The sequence below is a fragment of the Fictibacillus sp. b24 genome (assembly GCF_030348825.1).
Classification (GTDB): Bacteria; Bacillota; Bacilli; order Bacillales; family Fictibacillaceae; genus Fictibacillus.
In genome coordinates this window covers 2086706-2103396 of sequence record NZ_JAUCES010000005.1, presented here as the reverse complement: position 1 = coordinate 2103396, position 16691 = coordinate 2086706, and the positions used below count along the sequence as shown (strand labels likewise).

The following is a 16691-nucleotide window of genomic DNA, read 5'->3' as shown; positions in this document are numbered from 1 at the left end:
TGTGAGATTACTCGTTGCATAGCTTGCTATAGCTTTCCAAGTGGTAGGTACGCACCTTGCTCTCTAATCATTATCTCTATCTGTGGAAACCATCAGATTGATGTATATATGCAGTCTATGGGTTAAATATTACAAAAAGCTACTTCTATCAGCAAAAGTGTAGGAATACGTACCGGGAAACCAACCGCTTACTCGATAACCTCAATTTGTAGCTCAGACTTCAGTGTGTTTATTTAAATCGTTCTAACCTGTCCAAAAGGTACATACCTTGGTACAGGGAGGGAGTTACGTGAAAAATACTATTCATCACTGGTCCATTGTTGTTTTAATTCTTACTGCTACTGCATTTTCGGTGCATAATCCTTTTACGAGCACCTATATTGAAAGTATTAAAGCCCAAAGTACAGCCGTGTCTCAAATGGAATCAAATTCAATCTATCAGCAGATCAAAGATAAAGCCAAAGAACTAAACAGTCCTCCAAAAAATGCTGAAATCGATCCTGTCTGGAAAGCCACTCCCGGTTATAATGGACTTGTTGTTGACATGGAAGCATCGTTTAAAGCGATGAAGAAAGACAATAAATACGACGGCAGTAAGCTAGTTGTAAAACAGATAGAGCCAACCGTTCACCTGGATAATCTTCCCGCATCACCTATTTATAGAGGCAACCCTGAAAAACCTATGGTCACGCTTTTAGTGAATGTAGCATGGGGAAATGAATATCTTCCTGGAATGCTGCAAACGATGAAAAAGAATAATGTGAAATCAACATTCTTTCTAGACGGTTCTTGGGTGAAGAAAAATCCATCACTCGCTAAAATGATAGCGGAAGAAAAACATGAAATCGGGAATCATGCATACTCGCATCCTGATTTAAAAAAGATGACAAATGCTCGCATTATTGAAGAATTAAAACAAACGAATGAAGTAATACACGCAACGTTGGATCTGTCTCCAAAATGGTTTGCGCCTCCTAGTGGAAGCTATCGCAACGATGTCGTTCAGATTGCATCAGACCTTGATATGAAGACCATTCTTTGGTCGGTTGATACAGTTGATTGGCGAGGTCCAGAGCCTGATGAAATGGTTAAACGCGTACTTGGCAAAGTTCATCCTGGCGCAATGATTCTAATGCATCCAACTGAATCATCCTCAAAGGGGTTAGAGAAACTAATCAAAGGAATAAAAGAAAAAGGATATAGCATCGGAACAGTTTCTGATTTGATGGATGAAAAAAGGCTGCTGCCAAAAACCATCAAGTAAAGTTGTGCAGGAGTTGTGATAATGGTATATTGTTCCTATGATTATTGTGGAACAACTGACAGCTAGGGGGAAACAAGTTTGATTAAAAGACATACGTGTTCAAACGGCGTCCGAGTCGTTTTGGAAAATATTCCGACCGTTCGTTCTGTAGCGATCGGAGTTTGGATTGGTACGGGCTCAAGGTTTGAGAATACAAAAAACAACGGGATCTCTCATTTCCTAGAGCATATGTTCTTTAAAGGGACAAAAACTAGAAGTGCTAGAGAAATTGCCGAATCATTTGATAGCATAGGCGGCCAAGTTAATGCTTTTACTTCTAAAGAATATACGTGTTATTACGCAAAGGTTTTAGATACACATGCACCTTACGCATTAGAAGTATTAGCAGATATGTTTTTTAACTCTACCTTTGACGAAGGCGAGCTTTTAAAAGAAAAGAATGTTGTCTTAGAAGAAATCAAAATGTATGAAGATACTCCAGATGATATTGTTCATGACATGCTTAGTCGGGCAAGTTATCAAAACCATGAACTTGGTTTTCCGATTTTAGGTACAGAAGAGACGCTGAACACGTTTACAGGTAATACTTTACGTGATTATATGAACAGTCATTACGTTCCAGAGGAAGTAGTCATTTCAGTAGCTGGAAATATTGATGAATCATTCATACAACAAGCTGAGAAGTGGTTCGGAAATTATAAAACGAGCAGCATCATAAAGCCTGAAATACAATCTCCTGTTTTTCATCCTGAAAAGCTGGCACGAAAAAAAGAAACCGAACAAGCTCATTTATGTCTTGGCTTTCCTGGACTTTCACTTAAAGACAAGCGCAGCTACAGTTTAATTATTCTTAACAACGTATTTGGTTCGAGCATGTCAAGCCGGCTTTTTCAAGAAGTCAGAGAGCAAAGAGGCTTAGCTTATTCTGTATTCTCCTATCATTCCGCGTTTCAGGATAATGGAATCTTCACAATTTATGGTGGAACCGCACCGCATCAATTAGATGAATTGTATAATACAATTTTAAATATTGTTGATGATTTGAAAGAGAATGGAATTACAGATAAAGAATTGAAAAACTCGAAAGAACAGATTAAAGGAAACTTGATGCTGAGTCTAGAGAGCACGAACAGCAGAATGAGCCGAAACGGAAAACACGAGCTGATCTTAGGATATCACCGTACGTTAGATGATATGGTTGAATCAATCGATAACGTTTCAAAAGAAGATGTAAATTCATTAATAGAATCCATTTTCAGTGAAGGATGTTCTGCTTCATTAGTAAGTCCTCAAGGAGAACTTCCAAAAGGGCTTCAATAACATATCACTATACGTGAAAACCCGGAATTTCCGGGTTTTTTTGTTGTTTAAGCAAACTATTTTTTTAAGGGGTGAGGGTATAAGACTGCTCGGCATTTGTCGAGCTTATCAACTCGCGGATATATTAGGAAAACTCGCGGGATTATGACCAAAACTCGCGGAATTAACTCCTGATTTTCAGGAATTATTCTTAAAACTTCTAGAATTAAGGGCTGTAATACCCCCTTGGTAAAAACGGGAATAACTTTTGATACCCGAAAAAGCATTAGTTTTGTTCTGTTTGCGTGTAAATCGACTAGATGTGCGCGGAAATGATCCATTTGTGCGAGAACAAACTATATTCTGCGAGCAAACTCGATTCTACTACGAGAAAATCTTGTACTTATGCGCGAACGGGTAAGAACACGTACCGTATCCACATTAAAAAATGGTGAGCCAGCCGCTGCTGGCTCACCATTTTCTTACCTCAAAAAACTAGGTCTCTGATAAAGATATCTAGTATTCGTCAATTCTGACTTACTCTCTTCCCAATCTCAAAAATCTGATGTGGAAAACAAGCACCCTGTAGGGAGCGGACATCTATTGCTTTTAAGAGCAAACATGTTTACGAAAACTGCCTTTTAAAAAATGGGCTCCACGTTTTCATATTGCCCCAAACATAGGAGATGCTCATGAATATAATGGTGTTGATTGAAACCTATTGTTCGTGTCAATAGCATTTTATTTCTACTTGAAAGTAAGTTATGCCGTTGTGAAAAGCGTATCTTGTGTAACCAGATAGGCGGGGTATTCATATTATGATGAACGTGGATAGCAATCCCCTGCAATATAGGAACAACGGAGAAAGGGGAGAAAGAATGTTAACGGATTTGCATATCGCTGTTTTTGGCGGCGATGCGAGACAGCTAGAAGTTATTCGGAAATTAACAGAGCTAGATGCTTTACTTACACTTATTGGCTATGATCAACTCGATCATGGATTTACCGGAGCATCAAAGATGGATATAGACGAAGTTGATTTTTCAAAGTTAGATAGCATCATTTTGCCTGTAAGTGGAACCGGGTTGCAAGGGGAGATTGATACCATATTTTCTAATCGCAAAATGATTTTAACAGAAGATCATTTGAAAAAGACAAAAAGTCATTGCCACGTGTTTTCTGGAATCAGTAACCCGTATTTGGACGGTATTACGAAAAATAGCAATAGAAAGCTGACAAAATTGTTTGAGAGAGATGATGTGGCGATCTATAACAGCATTCCTACAGTTGAAGGTACGATCATGATGGTGATTCAGCATACAGACATTACTATCCATCAATCCAATACGGTTGTTTTAGGTTTCGGACGTGTAGGAATGAGTGTAGCACGCACGTTCCAAGCGTTAGGAGCACGTGTAAAAGTAGGAGCTAGAAAGTCAGAACATATGGCTAGAATTTCTGAAATGGGAATGATTCCGTTTCATCTAGATAACTTAAAGAATGAAGTATATGAGACAGATGTTTGCATTAATACCATACCAACACAAATCGTCAACGCAGATGTTATTTCGAAGTTTCCATCACATACACTGATTGTTGATTTGGCATCTAAACCTGGGGGGACTGATTTTAGGTATGCTGAAAAACGCGGGATCAAAGCTCTGCTTGCCCCAGGGTTACCGGGAATTGTCGCTCCTAAAACAGCGGGGAAAATCGTTGCCAATGTACTTTCGCAGCTGTTAATCAATGAATTTAAAAAGCGGAAGGGGTAGTTATCATGAATTTTAAAGGGAAGCATATCGGTTTTGGTCTAACAGGCTCCCATTGTACGTATGATGCCGTATTTCCACAGATTCAAAAACTAGTAGATCTAGGTGCTAACGTTTCTCCGTTCTTCACCCATACGGTTCAGCATACGACTACACGTTTTGGAACAGAAGGAGAATGGGTTGAAAAAATAAAGCTGATCACAGGCAACGATCCTGTTGATTCGATTGTAAAAGCAGAACCATTCGGACCGAAAACTCCACTGGACTGTATGGTAATTGCGCCACTTACAGGCAACTCGATAAGCAAGTTTGCAAATGCAATGACTGACTCCCCTGTGTTGATGGGAGCAAAAGCTACACTACGAAATCAAAAACCAGTAGTGCTTGGTATATCCACCAATGATGGTTTAGGATTGAACGGTGTGAATATTATGCGCTTGATGGCAACCAAAAACATTTACTTTATTCCATTCAGTCAAGATGATCCAGTAAAAAAGCAAAATTCCTTAGTGGCTCATATGGATACGCTGATTGAAACCATCGAATATGCACTCGAAGGTAAGCAGCTCCAGCCTGTACTTAGGGTGGCAGATTAAAACAGCAGAAGAAAATCCGTTCATAACGTCAAAGTTTATGATAAAATATGATAAATTATATGGATTATTTAGGAGAAACCGATTCTTGAGTTTCTCCTTCTGTTGTAACTTGCTTACCTTAAACAATAAAGGAGTTAATAAAGTATGAGCCAAAAATCATTTCATGTAGCTGTAGTAGGAGCAACTGGCGCAGTAGGCCAGCAGATGTTAAATACGTTAAGTGAAAAGAATTTTCCGATCAAGAAGCTGTCCCTTCTTGCCAGTAAAAGATCTGCAGGACAGGTCATCACATTTAATGGAGAGTCTCATACCATTCAAGAAGCAACACCAGAAGCTTTTGAAGGTGTGGATCTCGCTTTGTTTTCCGCAGGCGGTTCTGTGTCAAAAGCGCTTGCACATGAAGCGGTGAAAAGAGGAGCAATCGTTGTTGATAACACGAGTGCATTCAGAATGGATCCGAATGTACCGCTAGTTGTACCTGAAGTAAACGAACAAGATTTATTAAAACATAATGGAATCATTGCAAATCCTAACTGTTCAACGATTCAGATGGTTGTAGCACTGCAGCCTCTTCACGAAAAGTATGGACTTAAAAAGGTTATCGTTTCTACGTATCAAGCTGTTTCAGGAGCAGGAGCAAAAGCGGTTGAAGAATTAAAAGAACAATCTAGAGCAATTCTTAACGATGAACCTTTTGAAGCTTCGATCATGCCATGTGCATCTGATAAAAAACATTATCAAATCGCGTTTAATGCTGTTCCTCAAATTGATAAGTTTGAAGATAACGGGTATACATTTGAAGAATTAAAGATGATGAATGAAACAAAGAAAATCATGCATCTTGAGAACCTTGAGATTGCTGCAACTTGTGTAAGATTGCCAGTTGAAACAGGACACTCTGAATCTTTATATGCAGAGTTCGAGAAAGGCAATCCTTCTGTACAAGAGATAAGAGACCTTTTAATAGCAGCACCAGGAGTAACACTGCAAGATCAGCCTGAAGAGCAGATTTATCCAATGCCTGCATTAGCAGCTGGATTGCCTGACGTATTCGTAGGCAGAATCCGCAAAGACTTAGACCGTGATAATGCCTATCATATGTGGGTTGTGTCAGATAACTTATTAAAAGGAGCGGCTTTCAACTCAGTACAGATTGCAGAAAGCTTAATCAAATTAAATCTGCTTTAATTTTATAAAGAAGGTGCATTCATGAAGATTATCGTTCAAAAATTTGGGGGAACTTCTTTAAAAGATGATACGGGCCGCATTGAAGCAGTCCGTCATATAAAAAAGGCCGTTGATGAAGGTTATAAAGTAGTTTGTGTTGTTTCAGCGATGGGGCGTTTTGGTGATCCGTATGCTACAGACACTTTATTAAGTCTTTTAGATGACAAAAACAAAATATCAAATCGAGAACAAGATCTACTTTTATCTTGTGGAGAGATCATCTCTTCTGTCGTATTTTCAGGCTTGTTAAATGCTTCAGGATTATCTGCTGCTGCGTTGACTGGTCCCCAAGCGGGATTCAGGACAAATGACGACTTTTCTAATGCCAGAATTGTAGATATGAAAGTGGATCGGATAAAGTCTGAACTACAGAACAATCAAGTTGTGGTTGTTGCAGGGTTTCAAGGACAGTCCAAAACAGGAGACATCGCAACACTTGGAAGAGGCGGAAGCGACACAAGTGCTTCGGCATTGGGTGCGGCATTGGAAGCAGAGTTTATCGATATTTTTACCGATGTCGAGGGCGTTATGACAGCTGACCCTAGGCTTGTTAAAGACGCAAGGCCGCTTTCCGTCGTAACTTATGCTGAAATATGCAACATGGCTTATCAAGGTGCTAAAGTCATCCATCCGCGTGCAGTAGAGATTGCCATGCAAGCGAAGATACCGTTAAGAATTCGTTCTACGTACTCAGATCTTCCTGGAACGCTCGTTACTTCAGCAATGAAAGGCCCTGCTGGAAAAGACATCCAAGAATCCATCATTACGGGTATCGCACATGTGTCCAACATTACTCAAATTAAAGTATATGCCAACGATGGACAATATGATCTGCATACAAAAGTATTTAAAGCGATGGCTCAAGAACAGATTTCTGTCGATTTTATCAACATCAGTCCAAAAGGTGTTGTATATACAATCATGGAAGATAAAACCGATATGGCTCTTAGAAAATTAAAAGAGCTGGGTTATGAACCAGAAGTAAATCGTGAATGTGCCAAAGTATCTGCTGTAGGGGCAGGCATAGCGGGAACACCAGGTGTTACAGCTGCGATCGTTGAATCTCTATCAAGCAAGAACATTCAGATCTTGCAATCGGCCGACTCTCATACAACGATATGGGTACTCGTTAAAAAAGAAGACCTAATAGAATCGGTAAATGCACTTCATTCTACATTCCGATTAAATGAAGAAGGAATATCAGCAAATCTTCAAGAAATTGTTCAGCAGCAGTTTAATGAGTATTGAGGAGTGAACGAAATGAATTTTGGAAGTATTAGTACTGCGATGGTTACGCCTTTTGACAGCAAAGGCAACATCGATTTTGCACGGACGACAAAGCTTGTAAACCATCTGCTTAACAATGGGACTGACAGCATAGTAGTTGCAGGAACAACAGGTGAGTCACCTACATTAACAACAGAAGAAAAGATTGCGCTTTTTAAGCACGTACTAAAAGTAGTAGATGGCAGAGTACCAGTTATTGCAGGAACTGGAAGTAATAATACGAAAGCATCAATTGATCTTTCAAAGAAAGCTGAAGAAATCGGTGTAGATGCCATCATGATCGTTGCACCGTATTATAATAAACCAAGTCAAGAAGGTATTGTTGCGCATTATAAAGCGATCGCTAGTGCGGTTAGTCTTCCGATCATGGCTTATAACATTCCAGGAAGATCTGTTGTATCTTTTTCAGTAGACACAGTACTTCGTTTAGCTGAAGTACCAAACATTGTGGCATTAAAAGATGCAGGCGGTAACTTGGATACGATGAGTGAGATTATTGAAAGAACTCCTGATGACTTTTTGCTTTACTGCGGAGATGATGGATTAACACTTCCTTCTCTGGCAATAGGTAGTGCAGGAATTGTATCAGTGGCTTCTCATGTAATCGGCAATGAGATGAAGGCGATGATTCAAGCATTTCAGAATGGGGAAAACAAAGAAGCTGCAAAACTTCACCGTAAACTTCTGCCTGTAATGCACGAGCTCTTTAAAGCGCCAAGTCCTGCGCCAGTAAAGACTGCATTGCAATTAAAAGGTCTTGATGTTGGTGGTGTAAGACTTCCTTTATTGCCTTTAAACCAAACTGAAAGAGAAGCACTTTCCTTACGATTAAATAGTCTATAAAGAAGCAGACCGGTGTTCATTCCGGTCTGCTTTTTATTTTGTCTAGTTTCAGAGGTAACGTGTGTTCTTATCTGTTATAATTTAGGCGGTTAACGTGCATGAAAGCTGTTGTTACGCTCGAAGAACTTGAAAAAACAACCTATTTCGTAATAATTTCTGTTGAATTTTGATAACCAGAACAAAATAGCTGCAAAGAAGGTTCTCATGACGGACTTTAATCTATACTGGGTGGGGTATCCCTACCGATAATTCCTGAAAGTTTTGGAATAATACTAGAAATTTCGGACTTATTCCAGCGAGTTTTAGCTATAATCCGGCGAGTTTTGCACATATATCGGCGAGTTGCTAATGCTCGACAATTATCGACTAACCCTTTAGCCTTAAACATCAGTCAACAAGCATATCAGCTCATATTTAATGCATTCATCAAATACAAACATCCACTTTTTCTTTGAGTTCGATTAAGTGTCATAAATCTATAAGGAATACATACAACATGCAGAACTTTAAAATCTAAAAAAGTTGTTGTTTTTCAGGCACTTTTTGTTAGAGGCTCTTTCTAAAAGATTGTTCCTTTCCAAAACTCATTTTCTATTTGCTTTTGTGACAGTTGATTGGAGTGGAAGGTGCGAGACTCCTGCGGGACAGGCCGGCAGTCCGAAAAGTGGAAGTGGCTCGTTCAGCCCCGACAAGCAAAAGGTGAATGGGCTATCAAGACGCACTTTGTCTTGTGGACCATTTAACTTTTGACCTCGAGGGGCTAGCCACTGCAACTAGACAGGTGAGACACTTATACGTGAAACGTACGAATGTGGCTCACCGCCTGCCCCGCGGAAAGGGAGCACCTGGAACGGAAATCGACCACTTCCAATAACAAAAAAGTTTACACAAAACAACTATCCTTCGAGATCTTTAGTTTTAAAAGCAAGCAGCAAGCAGCTGAAATCATTTTGATACAGTCTTTATTTTTATTTGTCCTTTGCTCAGTCTTGTTTTGTATTCCTCACATACGGTATAATGATTTTAAGTGACGTGATCGGGTTAACATTTTTTTACATACAACATAGGAGGAATATACACATTGTCAAAACAAAATAAAGATAAAATTAAAGTTTTTGCCCTGGGCGGAGTAGGTGAAATCGGCAAAAACATGTATGTAGTGGACACGGGTGAGGAAATTTTTGTTATGGACTCAGGTCTAATGTTTCCACAGGAGGAAATGCTGGGAATTGATATTGTCATACCAGATGTAACTTACCTGAAGGAAAACCTGGAGCGAGTAACAGGAATCTTTTTAACACATGCTCATGAAGATCATATCGGAGGACTTCCCTACGTTTTAAGACAAGTTCCGGTTCCGGTTTATGGAACGCGATTAACATTAGGATTAGTAGAAGCAAAATTAAAAGAAGCAGGACTATTACGTTCAACTGAATTAAATATGATTGAAACGAACCAAAAGCTGTCATTCAATAGTGCAAAGGTGAGTTTCTTCCATGTTAATCATAGTATTCCAGATGCAGTAGGTATTGCAATTCACACGTCACAGGGAATAATTGCAAACACTGGTGATTTCAAGATTGACCATACACCTATTGATGGACAGCATACAGAATTCGGAAAGATTTCAGCACTGGCTGAAGAAGGCGTTCTCTGCTTGCTTTCAGACAGCACGAATGCTGAGCGTCCAGGTTCTACAGGACCAGAGGCGCAAGTTGGACAAGAGATTTTAGATGTCTTTCAAGCTGCTAAAGGCCGAATCATTATTGCATCGTTCGCATCTAATGTGCATCGTGTACAGCAAGTAATGAATGCTGCTGCAAAGACAAACAGAAAAGTAGCTGTAAACGGAAGAAGTATGGTGAAGGTTGTTGATATTGCTTCACAACTCGGATACCTGACTTTTGAAAAAGATTTGCTAATTACGATCGATCAAGCAAACGATTACAGCGATGAAAAAGTTGTTATACTTACAACAGGCAGTCAAGGTGAATCGATGGCTGCGCTGTCTAGAATGGCACAAAAATCACATAAACAAATCGCACTTCGACCAACTGATACTGTCGTTATTGCCGCTACCCCGATACCTGGTAATGAAACGTCAGTAGCTAAAATGGTAGACAAGTTGATGAGAACAGGTGCAGATGTTATTTTTGGACAGAAAAAAGTTCACGTTTCAGGCCACGGAAGCGCCGAAGAGCTTAAATTCATGCTTAGCATGATGAGACCTAAATATTTTATGCCTGTTCATGGTGAATATAAGATGCAAAAAGCTCATCAAAAATTAGCGATTGAAGTTGGCGTTGAAAAAGACAACATCTTTATTGTTGATAAAGGTGAAGTTGTTGAATTCGCGAATGGCAAAGCTCAAAAAACTGGAAAAGTACCGTCTGGTAATGTCTTAGTAGATGGGCTTGGAGTAGGCGATATCGGCAACATCGTTCTTCGTGACAGAAAGCTGTTATCACAAGATGGAATTCTAGTAGTCGTTGTAACGATCAGCAAAGATTCTCATCAGCTAATCTCTGGGCCAGAAATAATCTCAAGAGGTTTCGTCTATGTAAGAGAAAGTGAAGCACTCTTGCAAGAAGCGAATACGAAAGTTCGAGATGTGCTCGAAAAATGCATGAACGAAAACATGAAAGAATGGTCAAGCTTAAAATCTAACGTGAGAGATACGTTAAGTCAGTATTTGTTTGAAAAAACGAAAAGAAGACCAATGATCATGCCGATCATTATGGAAATTTAACTCGCTGTTTCAGCGGGTTTTTTTTATTTTTTTCTCATATGAATGGAAATAAGGCCCATACTAAGAAGAACCTAACTTAGAAGGGGTATGAATGAAATGGATCAGACACCAGAAACAGAAACACCGCAAACAGATGCACCACCTAAAAAAGATGAAAACAGCTCGGGACTTATACAGAAAATACAATCATTAGGACAAACGAATGTGCCGACAATGGAAGGGTCCAGCATTCATTGTTTAACGATTGTAGGTCAAATAGAAGGACATATGCAGCTGCCGCCTAACAACAAAGCGACAAAGTATGAACATTTAATTCCGCAATTAGTAGCGATCGAACAAAATCATAAGATTGAAGGACTTCTTGTAATACTGAATACGGTCGGCGGGGACGTCGAAGCAGGCCTTGCAATTTCAGAAATGATTGCATCCTTATCAAAACCAAGTGTATCGCTGGTTCTTGGCGGTGGGCATTCAATTGGTGTTCCAATTGCTGTAAGCGCAGATTATTCGTTTATAGCTCCAACTGCAACCATGACAATTCATCCTGTGCGTTTAACAGGTCTAGTAATCGGAGTTCCACAAACGTTTGAATACTTAGACAAGATGCAAGATCGGGTGATTTCATTTGTTACGAGCCATTCGAAGATCACCGAAGACCGTTTTAAAGAACTGATGTTTTCTAAAGGGAACCTAACACGAGATATTGGTACAAATGTTATAGGTACAGATGCTGTTAGTGATGGACTCATTAATGAGGTCGGCGGTGTTGGACAAGCGATAAAGAAACTGAACGAACTGATTGAGCAGCATAAACAAGACAATAATGATAACAACGGGTTAAAACAATGATCTGGTATACGATGCAGCCTTATGAATTGATGTTTCCGGAAGAAGGAAACGAACAAACCGCGCAGAATGTTATACTTTATAATAATGTACCTGTACTCGTAGAACGCATGGGTGATGAAACAAAGATCGTTCAAGTTATGAGCACAGATCCCTCTCATTTTTTATTAGAAGAATGTCAACCTGGAATGGTGCTGCGAAACTTTTAAAAGTCACCTTAGAAATATGCTATACTATTTTAAAGCAGCCTTCTTTTTGCAGGGCTGCTTTTCTTTCCATTTCTACATACATACAGACATAAAATTGCAAGCTTGTGAGGTGATTACATGGCAAAAAACAAAAAAAAGAAAGCAAAGAATAAAGGCAGATGGAAAGAGCAGCTGACATTTGAAATTGCAGGTCTTACGATATTAGCACTCGCTTCGCTCGGACTAGCTAAAATGGGTAATGTCGGAATGGCATTCGTTCATTTACTTCGTTTTTTTAGCGGAGAATGGTATGGGATTTTATTGTTAGGCTGTATCTTATTATCCTTTTATTTGATTTGGAAAAGAAGCTGGCCTGTATTGTTTTCAAAAAAACTAGCAGGTGTTTATATCTTGTTTTTTTCATTCTTAGTCCTAAGTCATCTGACTTTGTTTGAACATTTAACGAACGGCGGAGATTGGAAAGATGCTTCTGTTATTCGAAACACGTGGGATCTGTATTGGATGCAGCTTCAAGGTGAAACTTCTACGAATGATCTTGGCGGTGGTTTAGCTGGAGCTATAGGGTTTGCTCTATTTTATTTTTTGTTTGGAGCGGGTGGGACAAAGCTCGTTATCTTTTTTCTGATTATCGGCAGTCTTTTGTTGATTTCAGGAAAATCTCTTTCCGTTTTACTTCAAAAACTTGTAGATATTACAAGTTCATCTTCTGCAAAATTTAAAGAATTCGTTCAGGAAAAGAAACAATCTTTGGCTGAAGAGCGTACGAAAAAAGCAAAAGAAAAGAAAATTCTCAAACCGCCCACTATGGATGATGAAGATGAAACAGAAGAGATCATTATCTCAGAAGAACCTGTTATCGAAGACTTTACAAAAAGAGTTCATCAGACAGAAAGTGGTGTGCAACTAAAATTCGCTCCGCAAGTGTACGGTGATGCAGAAGAGACGAAAAGTACAGAAGACAAGGATAAAACTTATGATGAATCGGTTCCATCACCTCTTCCAGCTAATTTTGGTGATGAAGTCATTCAGAACGAACACTACCAGCTACCTACGATGAAACATTTAAGAACACCTCAAAACAGCGGCCAGCATAAAGATAAACAATATGCTGCGAGTAAGAGCAACGCTAAGAAGCTGGAAAAAACGTTTGAGAGCTTCGGTGTAAAAGCAAAGGTTCTTAAAGTACACTTAGGACCTGCTGTTACAAAGTATGAGGTTTATCCGGATGTTGGTGTAAAGGTAAGCAAGATTGTAAACTTATCAGACGATCTTGCATTAGCATTAGCAGCAAAAGATATTCGAATCGAAGCGCCGATTCCAGGAAAATCAGCAGTAGGAATAGAGGTTCCTAACCAGGAAATTTCTATGGTAACTCTAAGAGAAGTGCTTGAAGCTCCTCAATTTTCGGGTCAGCAGTCACCACTTGCTATCGGCCTTGGAAGAGATATTTCGGGTGAACCGATTATTGCAGATCTGTCCAGAATGCCCCATCTGCTTGTAGCTGGAGCAACCGGCAGCGGGAAGAGTGTGTGTGTTAATGGAATCATTACAAGTATTTTGATGAGAGCAAAACCTCATGAAGTAAAAATGATGATGATTGATCCAAAAATGGTAGAGTTAAATATGTATAATGGAATACCGCATCTTTTAGCACCAGTCGTAACTGAGCCAAAAAAGGCAGCTCAAGCTTTAAAAAGAGTGGTATCTGAAATGGAACGAAGATATGAACTGTTTTCTCATAGCGGCACACGGAACATAGAAGGCTACAATGAATCCATTCGTAAGCAAAACGCTAAAGGGGATGCCAAACAGCCATTTTTACCTTATATTGTCGTAATCGTCGATGAACTTGCTGATCTGATGATGGTCGCTTCAGGGGATGTTGAAGATGCGATTACACGCCTAGCCCAGATGGCTCGTGCAGCAGGTATCCATTTAATAATTGCCACTCAGCGGCCATCAGTAGATGTTATTACAGGTGTCATTAAAGCAAATATTCCATCGAGAATCGCGTTTAGTGTATCTTCTCAAACAGATTCTAGGACAATCCTTGATATGGGTGGTGCAGAGAAGTTGTTAGGCAGAGGGGATATGCTGTTCTTCCCATCAGGTGCTTCAAAACCTGTTCGTGTTCAGGGGGCGTTCCTTTCTGACGAGGAGGTAGAAGCTATTGTTGAACATTGTGTTACTCAGCAAAGAGCTCAATATCAAACAGAAATGATTCCGACAGAGGAAGCAGAACCTGCTGTAATGGAATCTGAAGATGAATTATTTGGAGATGCAGTTCGACTCGTCGTTGATATGCAAACGGCATCTGTCTCTATGCTGCAAAGAAGGTTTCGGATCGGATATTCAAGGGCAGCAAGGCTGATTGATTCGATGGAATCAAAAGGGATCGTCGGTCCATATGAAGGGTCGAAACCTCGTGAAGTATTGATATCAGCGATGCCGGACGAAAAAGAAGCATCCAGTTCATAGGAAAACGGGCTCTACGGGGCTCGTTTTCTTTTGTTTATGTCATATTTTTCTAATAATGTTAAATCCAAAGAATACCTATTAAAAATTTGTAAAATTAGTATTTATTTATAGAACTAAAAATGGTATAGTAATGTCGATTCTACTAATAATTTGTCATACGTCGAACAACTAGTTAAGGTGGTTTATGTAATGTCCATAAAAGCTGACCATCGCTTGTTATATATTAAAGTGATTGAAAAGTTAAAAAAAGATATTGAAGAAGGTATTTATAAAGAAGGAGAAAAACTTCCTTCAGAGTTTGAACTATCTAAACAGCTTGGGATTTCAAGGGCTACGTTGCGTGAGGCACTTCGTATTTTGGAAGATGAAAACGTACTCATTCGAAAACACGGTGTCGGTACATTTGTCAGAACGCGTGCTTTGTTCTCATCTGGGATTGAAGAATTATACAGCGTTACCGATATGATAGAAAGAGGCGGAAAGAAAGCGGGTACGATTTTTCTATCATCACAAATGACGGATGTAACAGATGAACTACTAAGTAAGTTTAATGATTCTTTACCAGATGGTCTTATGATGATGGAACGTGTTCGTACAGCAGATGGAGAACCTGTTGTATTCTGTAAGGATCATATGCCAGCACATTTGTTTCCGGCAAAAGGTCTGCATGATTATGAATCCTTTTTAGAGATGTTAGAAAAGGAAACGGGCAGACGCGTTATGTATGCGGTAACAAACATCGAACCGATCGGCTATCATGACCGCATCTCAGAAATTCTCGAAAGTGATGCACAAGTGCCGTTACTAATTTTAAGGCAGATGCACTATGATCAGTTTGATGAACCTGTACTCTATTCTTGCAACTACTTTAGATCTGATAAGTTTTTATTCTCTGTTTTAAGAAAGCGCTTATAATTAAAGTCTTTTTTAGGGGGTGATCGGTACTTTTTTGCAGCATTGGTTTTAGTCATTAAAATGAAAACATTTACAGGGGGAAAATGACTTGAAAAAGAAATTAGGATTGATGGTAACTGCAATGTTAACTGCCGGTACGATTCTTGCCGGATGTGGATCTTCTGATGAAGGGAAATCTTCTGGCGGAGGAGACAAAAAAGACTTTAAAGTAGCGATGGTAACTGATACTGGCGGTGTAGACGATAAGTCTTTCAACCAGTCAGCTTGGGAAGGTTTAACGAAGTTTGGTAAAGATAATAGCTTAGAAGAAAATAAAGGTTACAAATACTTACAATCAACGGCGCAAAGTGATTACAAGCCAAACTTGAACTCTTTAATCCGTCAAAAATACGATGTTGTTTTTGGAATCGGTTTCTTAATGGGAACAGATGTAGAAACAGTTGCTAAACAACAGCCCGATGCAAAACTTGCTATTGTTGATATGGTTGTAAAAGGTGACAACGTAGCAAACATTACGTTCTCAGAGCATGAAGGTTCATTCTTGGTAGGTCTAGTAGCTGGGATGCAATCAAAAACGAACAAAGTAGGTTTCGTTGGTGGTGTTAACAGTGAACTGATCAAGAAGTTTGAAAACGGATTTAAAGCGGGAGTATTAACTGCAAACCCTGATGCTGAAGTGATGGTTCAATATGCAGAAGACTTCAACAAAGCTGAAAAAGGACAGCAGATTGCTAACACGTTCTATCAGCAAGGCGCTGACATCATCTATCACGCAGCAGGCGGAACAGGTATGGGTGTGTTCACTGAAGCGAAAAACCGTAAGAAAAATGGTGAAGAAGTTTGGGTAATCGGTGTTGACCGTGATCAGCATGAAGAAGGTATGCCTGAGGATGTAACACTTACTTCGATGGTAAAACGTGTAGACCAAGCGGTTTATGAAGTTTCTGAGCAAGCTATGAACGGTGAATTCCCAGGTGGAAAGATCGTAGAATTTGGTCTTAAAGAAGACGGAGTAGGTATCGCTCCAACTCAAGATAACGTTGAGCCAGATGCACTTAAATCAGTTGAAGATTTCAAGAAAAAGATCATCGGCGGAGAAGTAAAAGTTCCTAAAACAGATGCTGAGTTTGAAGAGTTTAAAAAGAACTTAAAGTAATTCTATGAAGCTAGCTTAATATTAGGCCAGGACTTGGCAGAAGCCAAGTCCTT

13 protein-coding genes are annotated in these 16691 nt (G+C 39.5%); all 13 read left to right on the top strand.

Going from position 1 to position 16691, the window contains the following annotated elements; all coding sequences use genetic code 11:
• Positions 1–289: 289 nt before the first annotated feature.
• The 13 genes from QUF49_RS10775 to QUF49_RS10715 all read left to right on the top strand — a co-directional run bounded on the left by QUF49_RS10775 (position 290) and on the right by QUF49_RS10715 (position 16638).
• Complete coding sequence (locus tag QUF49_RS10775) at positions 290–1264, top strand: polysaccharide deacetylase family protein (RefSeq protein WP_289495650.1); 975 nt, start codon at positions 290–292, stop codon at positions 1262–1264.
• Positions 1265–1342: 78 nt separating this feature from the next.
• Entirely contained in the window at positions 1343–2584 is a 1242-nt protein-coding gene (locus tag QUF49_RS10770; RefSeq protein ID WP_289495649.1) for a M16 family metallopeptidase, read from the top strand.
• Between the two features lie 857 nt (positions 2585–3441).
• Positions 3442–4335 (top strand): dipicolinic acid synthetase subunit A, encoded by an 894-nt coding sequence (gene dpaA / locus QUF49_RS10765; protein WP_289497630.1) that lies wholly within the window; start codon positions 3442–3444, stop codon positions 4333–4335.
• Between the two features lie 5 nt (positions 4336–4340).
• Positions 4341–4928, top strand: a complete 588-nt coding sequence (gene dpaB, locus QUF49_RS10760; protein WP_289495648.1) for a dipicolinate synthase subunit B — start codon at positions 4341–4343, stop codon at positions 4926–4928.
• 144 nt (positions 4929–5072) lie between these two features.
• The gene (asd, locus tag QUF49_RS10755; protein ID WP_289495647.1) at positions 5073–6116 is read left to right on the top strand and encodes an aspartate-semialdehyde dehydrogenase; all 1044 of its coding nucleotides are present in this window, start codon (positions 5073–5075) and stop codon (positions 6114–6116) included.
• A gap of 21 nt (positions 6117–6137) precedes the next feature.
• Entirely contained in the window at positions 6138–7403 is a 1266-nt protein-coding gene (dapG, locus tag QUF49_RS10750; RefSeq protein ID WP_289495646.1) for an aspartate kinase, read from the top strand.
• A gap of 12 nt (positions 7404–7415) precedes the next feature.
• Complete coding sequence (gene dapA, locus QUF49_RS10745) at positions 7416–8285, top strand: 4-hydroxy-tetrahydrodipicolinate synthase (RefSeq protein ID WP_289495645.1); 870 nt, start codon at positions 7416–7418, stop codon at positions 8283–8285.
• Between the two features lie 1081 nt (positions 8286–9366).
• Complete coding sequence (locus QUF49_RS10740) at positions 9367–11034, top strand: ribonuclease J (RefSeq protein ID WP_289495644.1); 1668 nt, start codon at positions 9367–9369, stop codon at positions 11032–11034.
• A gap of 96 nt (positions 11035–11130) precedes the next feature.
• Entirely contained in the window at positions 11131–11883 is a 753-nt protein-coding gene (locus QUF49_RS10735; protein WP_289495643.1) for a ClpP family protease, read from the top strand.
• On the top strand, positions 11880–12089 hold the full coding sequence (locus QUF49_RS10730) for a YlzJ-like family protein (RefSeq protein WP_289495642.1): 210 nt from the start codon (positions 11880–11882) through the stop codon (positions 12087–12089). Before QUF49_RS10735 ends, QUF49_RS10730 begins: the two co-directional genes overlap by 4 nt.
• A 117-nt stretch (positions 12090–12206) precedes the next feature.
• On the top strand, positions 12207–14567 hold the full coding sequence (locus QUF49_RS10725) for a DNA translocase FtsK (RefSeq protein ID WP_289495641.1): 2361 nt from the start codon (positions 12207–12209) through the stop codon (positions 14565–14567).
• Positions 14568–14756: 189 nt separating this feature from the next.
• Entirely contained in the window at positions 14757–15482 is a 726-nt protein-coding gene (locus tag QUF49_RS10720; RefSeq protein WP_289495640.1) for a GntR family transcriptional regulator, read from the top strand.
• Between the two features lie 88 nt (positions 15483–15570).
• On the top strand, positions 15571–16638 hold the full coding sequence (locus QUF49_RS10715; RefSeq protein WP_289495639.1) for a BMP family lipoprotein: 1068 nt from the start codon (positions 15571–15573) through the stop codon (positions 16636–16638).
• Positions 16639–16691: the final 53 nt, after the last annotated feature.

What these genes read in the sequence shown, in the direction of transcription:
- QUF49_RS10730 (WP_289495642.1), top strand. Translation starts at nt 11,880, where the DNA reads ATGATCTGGTATACGATGCAGCCTTATGAATTGATGTTTCCGGAAGAA.
- dapA (WP_289495645.1), top strand. Translation starts at nt 7,416, where the DNA reads ATGAATTTTGGAAGTATTAGTACTGCGATGGTTACGCCTTTTGACAGC.
- dapG (WP_289495646.1), top strand. Translation starts at nt 6,138, where the DNA reads ATGAAGATTATCGTTCAAAAATTTGGGGGAACTTCTTTAAAAGATGAT.
- QUF49_RS10720 (WP_289495640.1), top strand. Translation starts at nt 14,757, where the DNA reads ATGTCCATAAAAGCTGACCATCGCTTGTTATATATTAAAGTGATTGAA.
- QUF49_RS10725 (WP_289495641.1), top strand. Translation starts at nt 12,207, where the DNA reads ATGGCAAAAAACAAAAAAAAGAAAGCAAAGAATAAAGGCAGATGGAAA.
- dpaB (WP_289495648.1), top strand. Translation starts at nt 4,341, where the DNA reads ATGAATTTTAAAGGGAAGCATATCGGTTTTGGTCTAACAGGCTCCCAT.
- dpaA (WP_289497630.1), top strand. Translation starts at nt 3,442, where the DNA reads ATGTTAACGGATTTGCATATCGCTGTTTTTGGCGGCGATGCGAGACAG.
- asd (WP_289495647.1), top strand. Translation starts at nt 5,073, where the DNA reads ATGAGCCAAAAATCATTTCATGTAGCTGTAGTAGGAGCAACTGGCGCA.
- QUF49_RS10735 (WP_289495643.1), top strand. Translation starts at nt 11,131, where the DNA reads ATGGATCAGACACCAGAAACAGAAACACCGCAAACAGATGCACCACCT.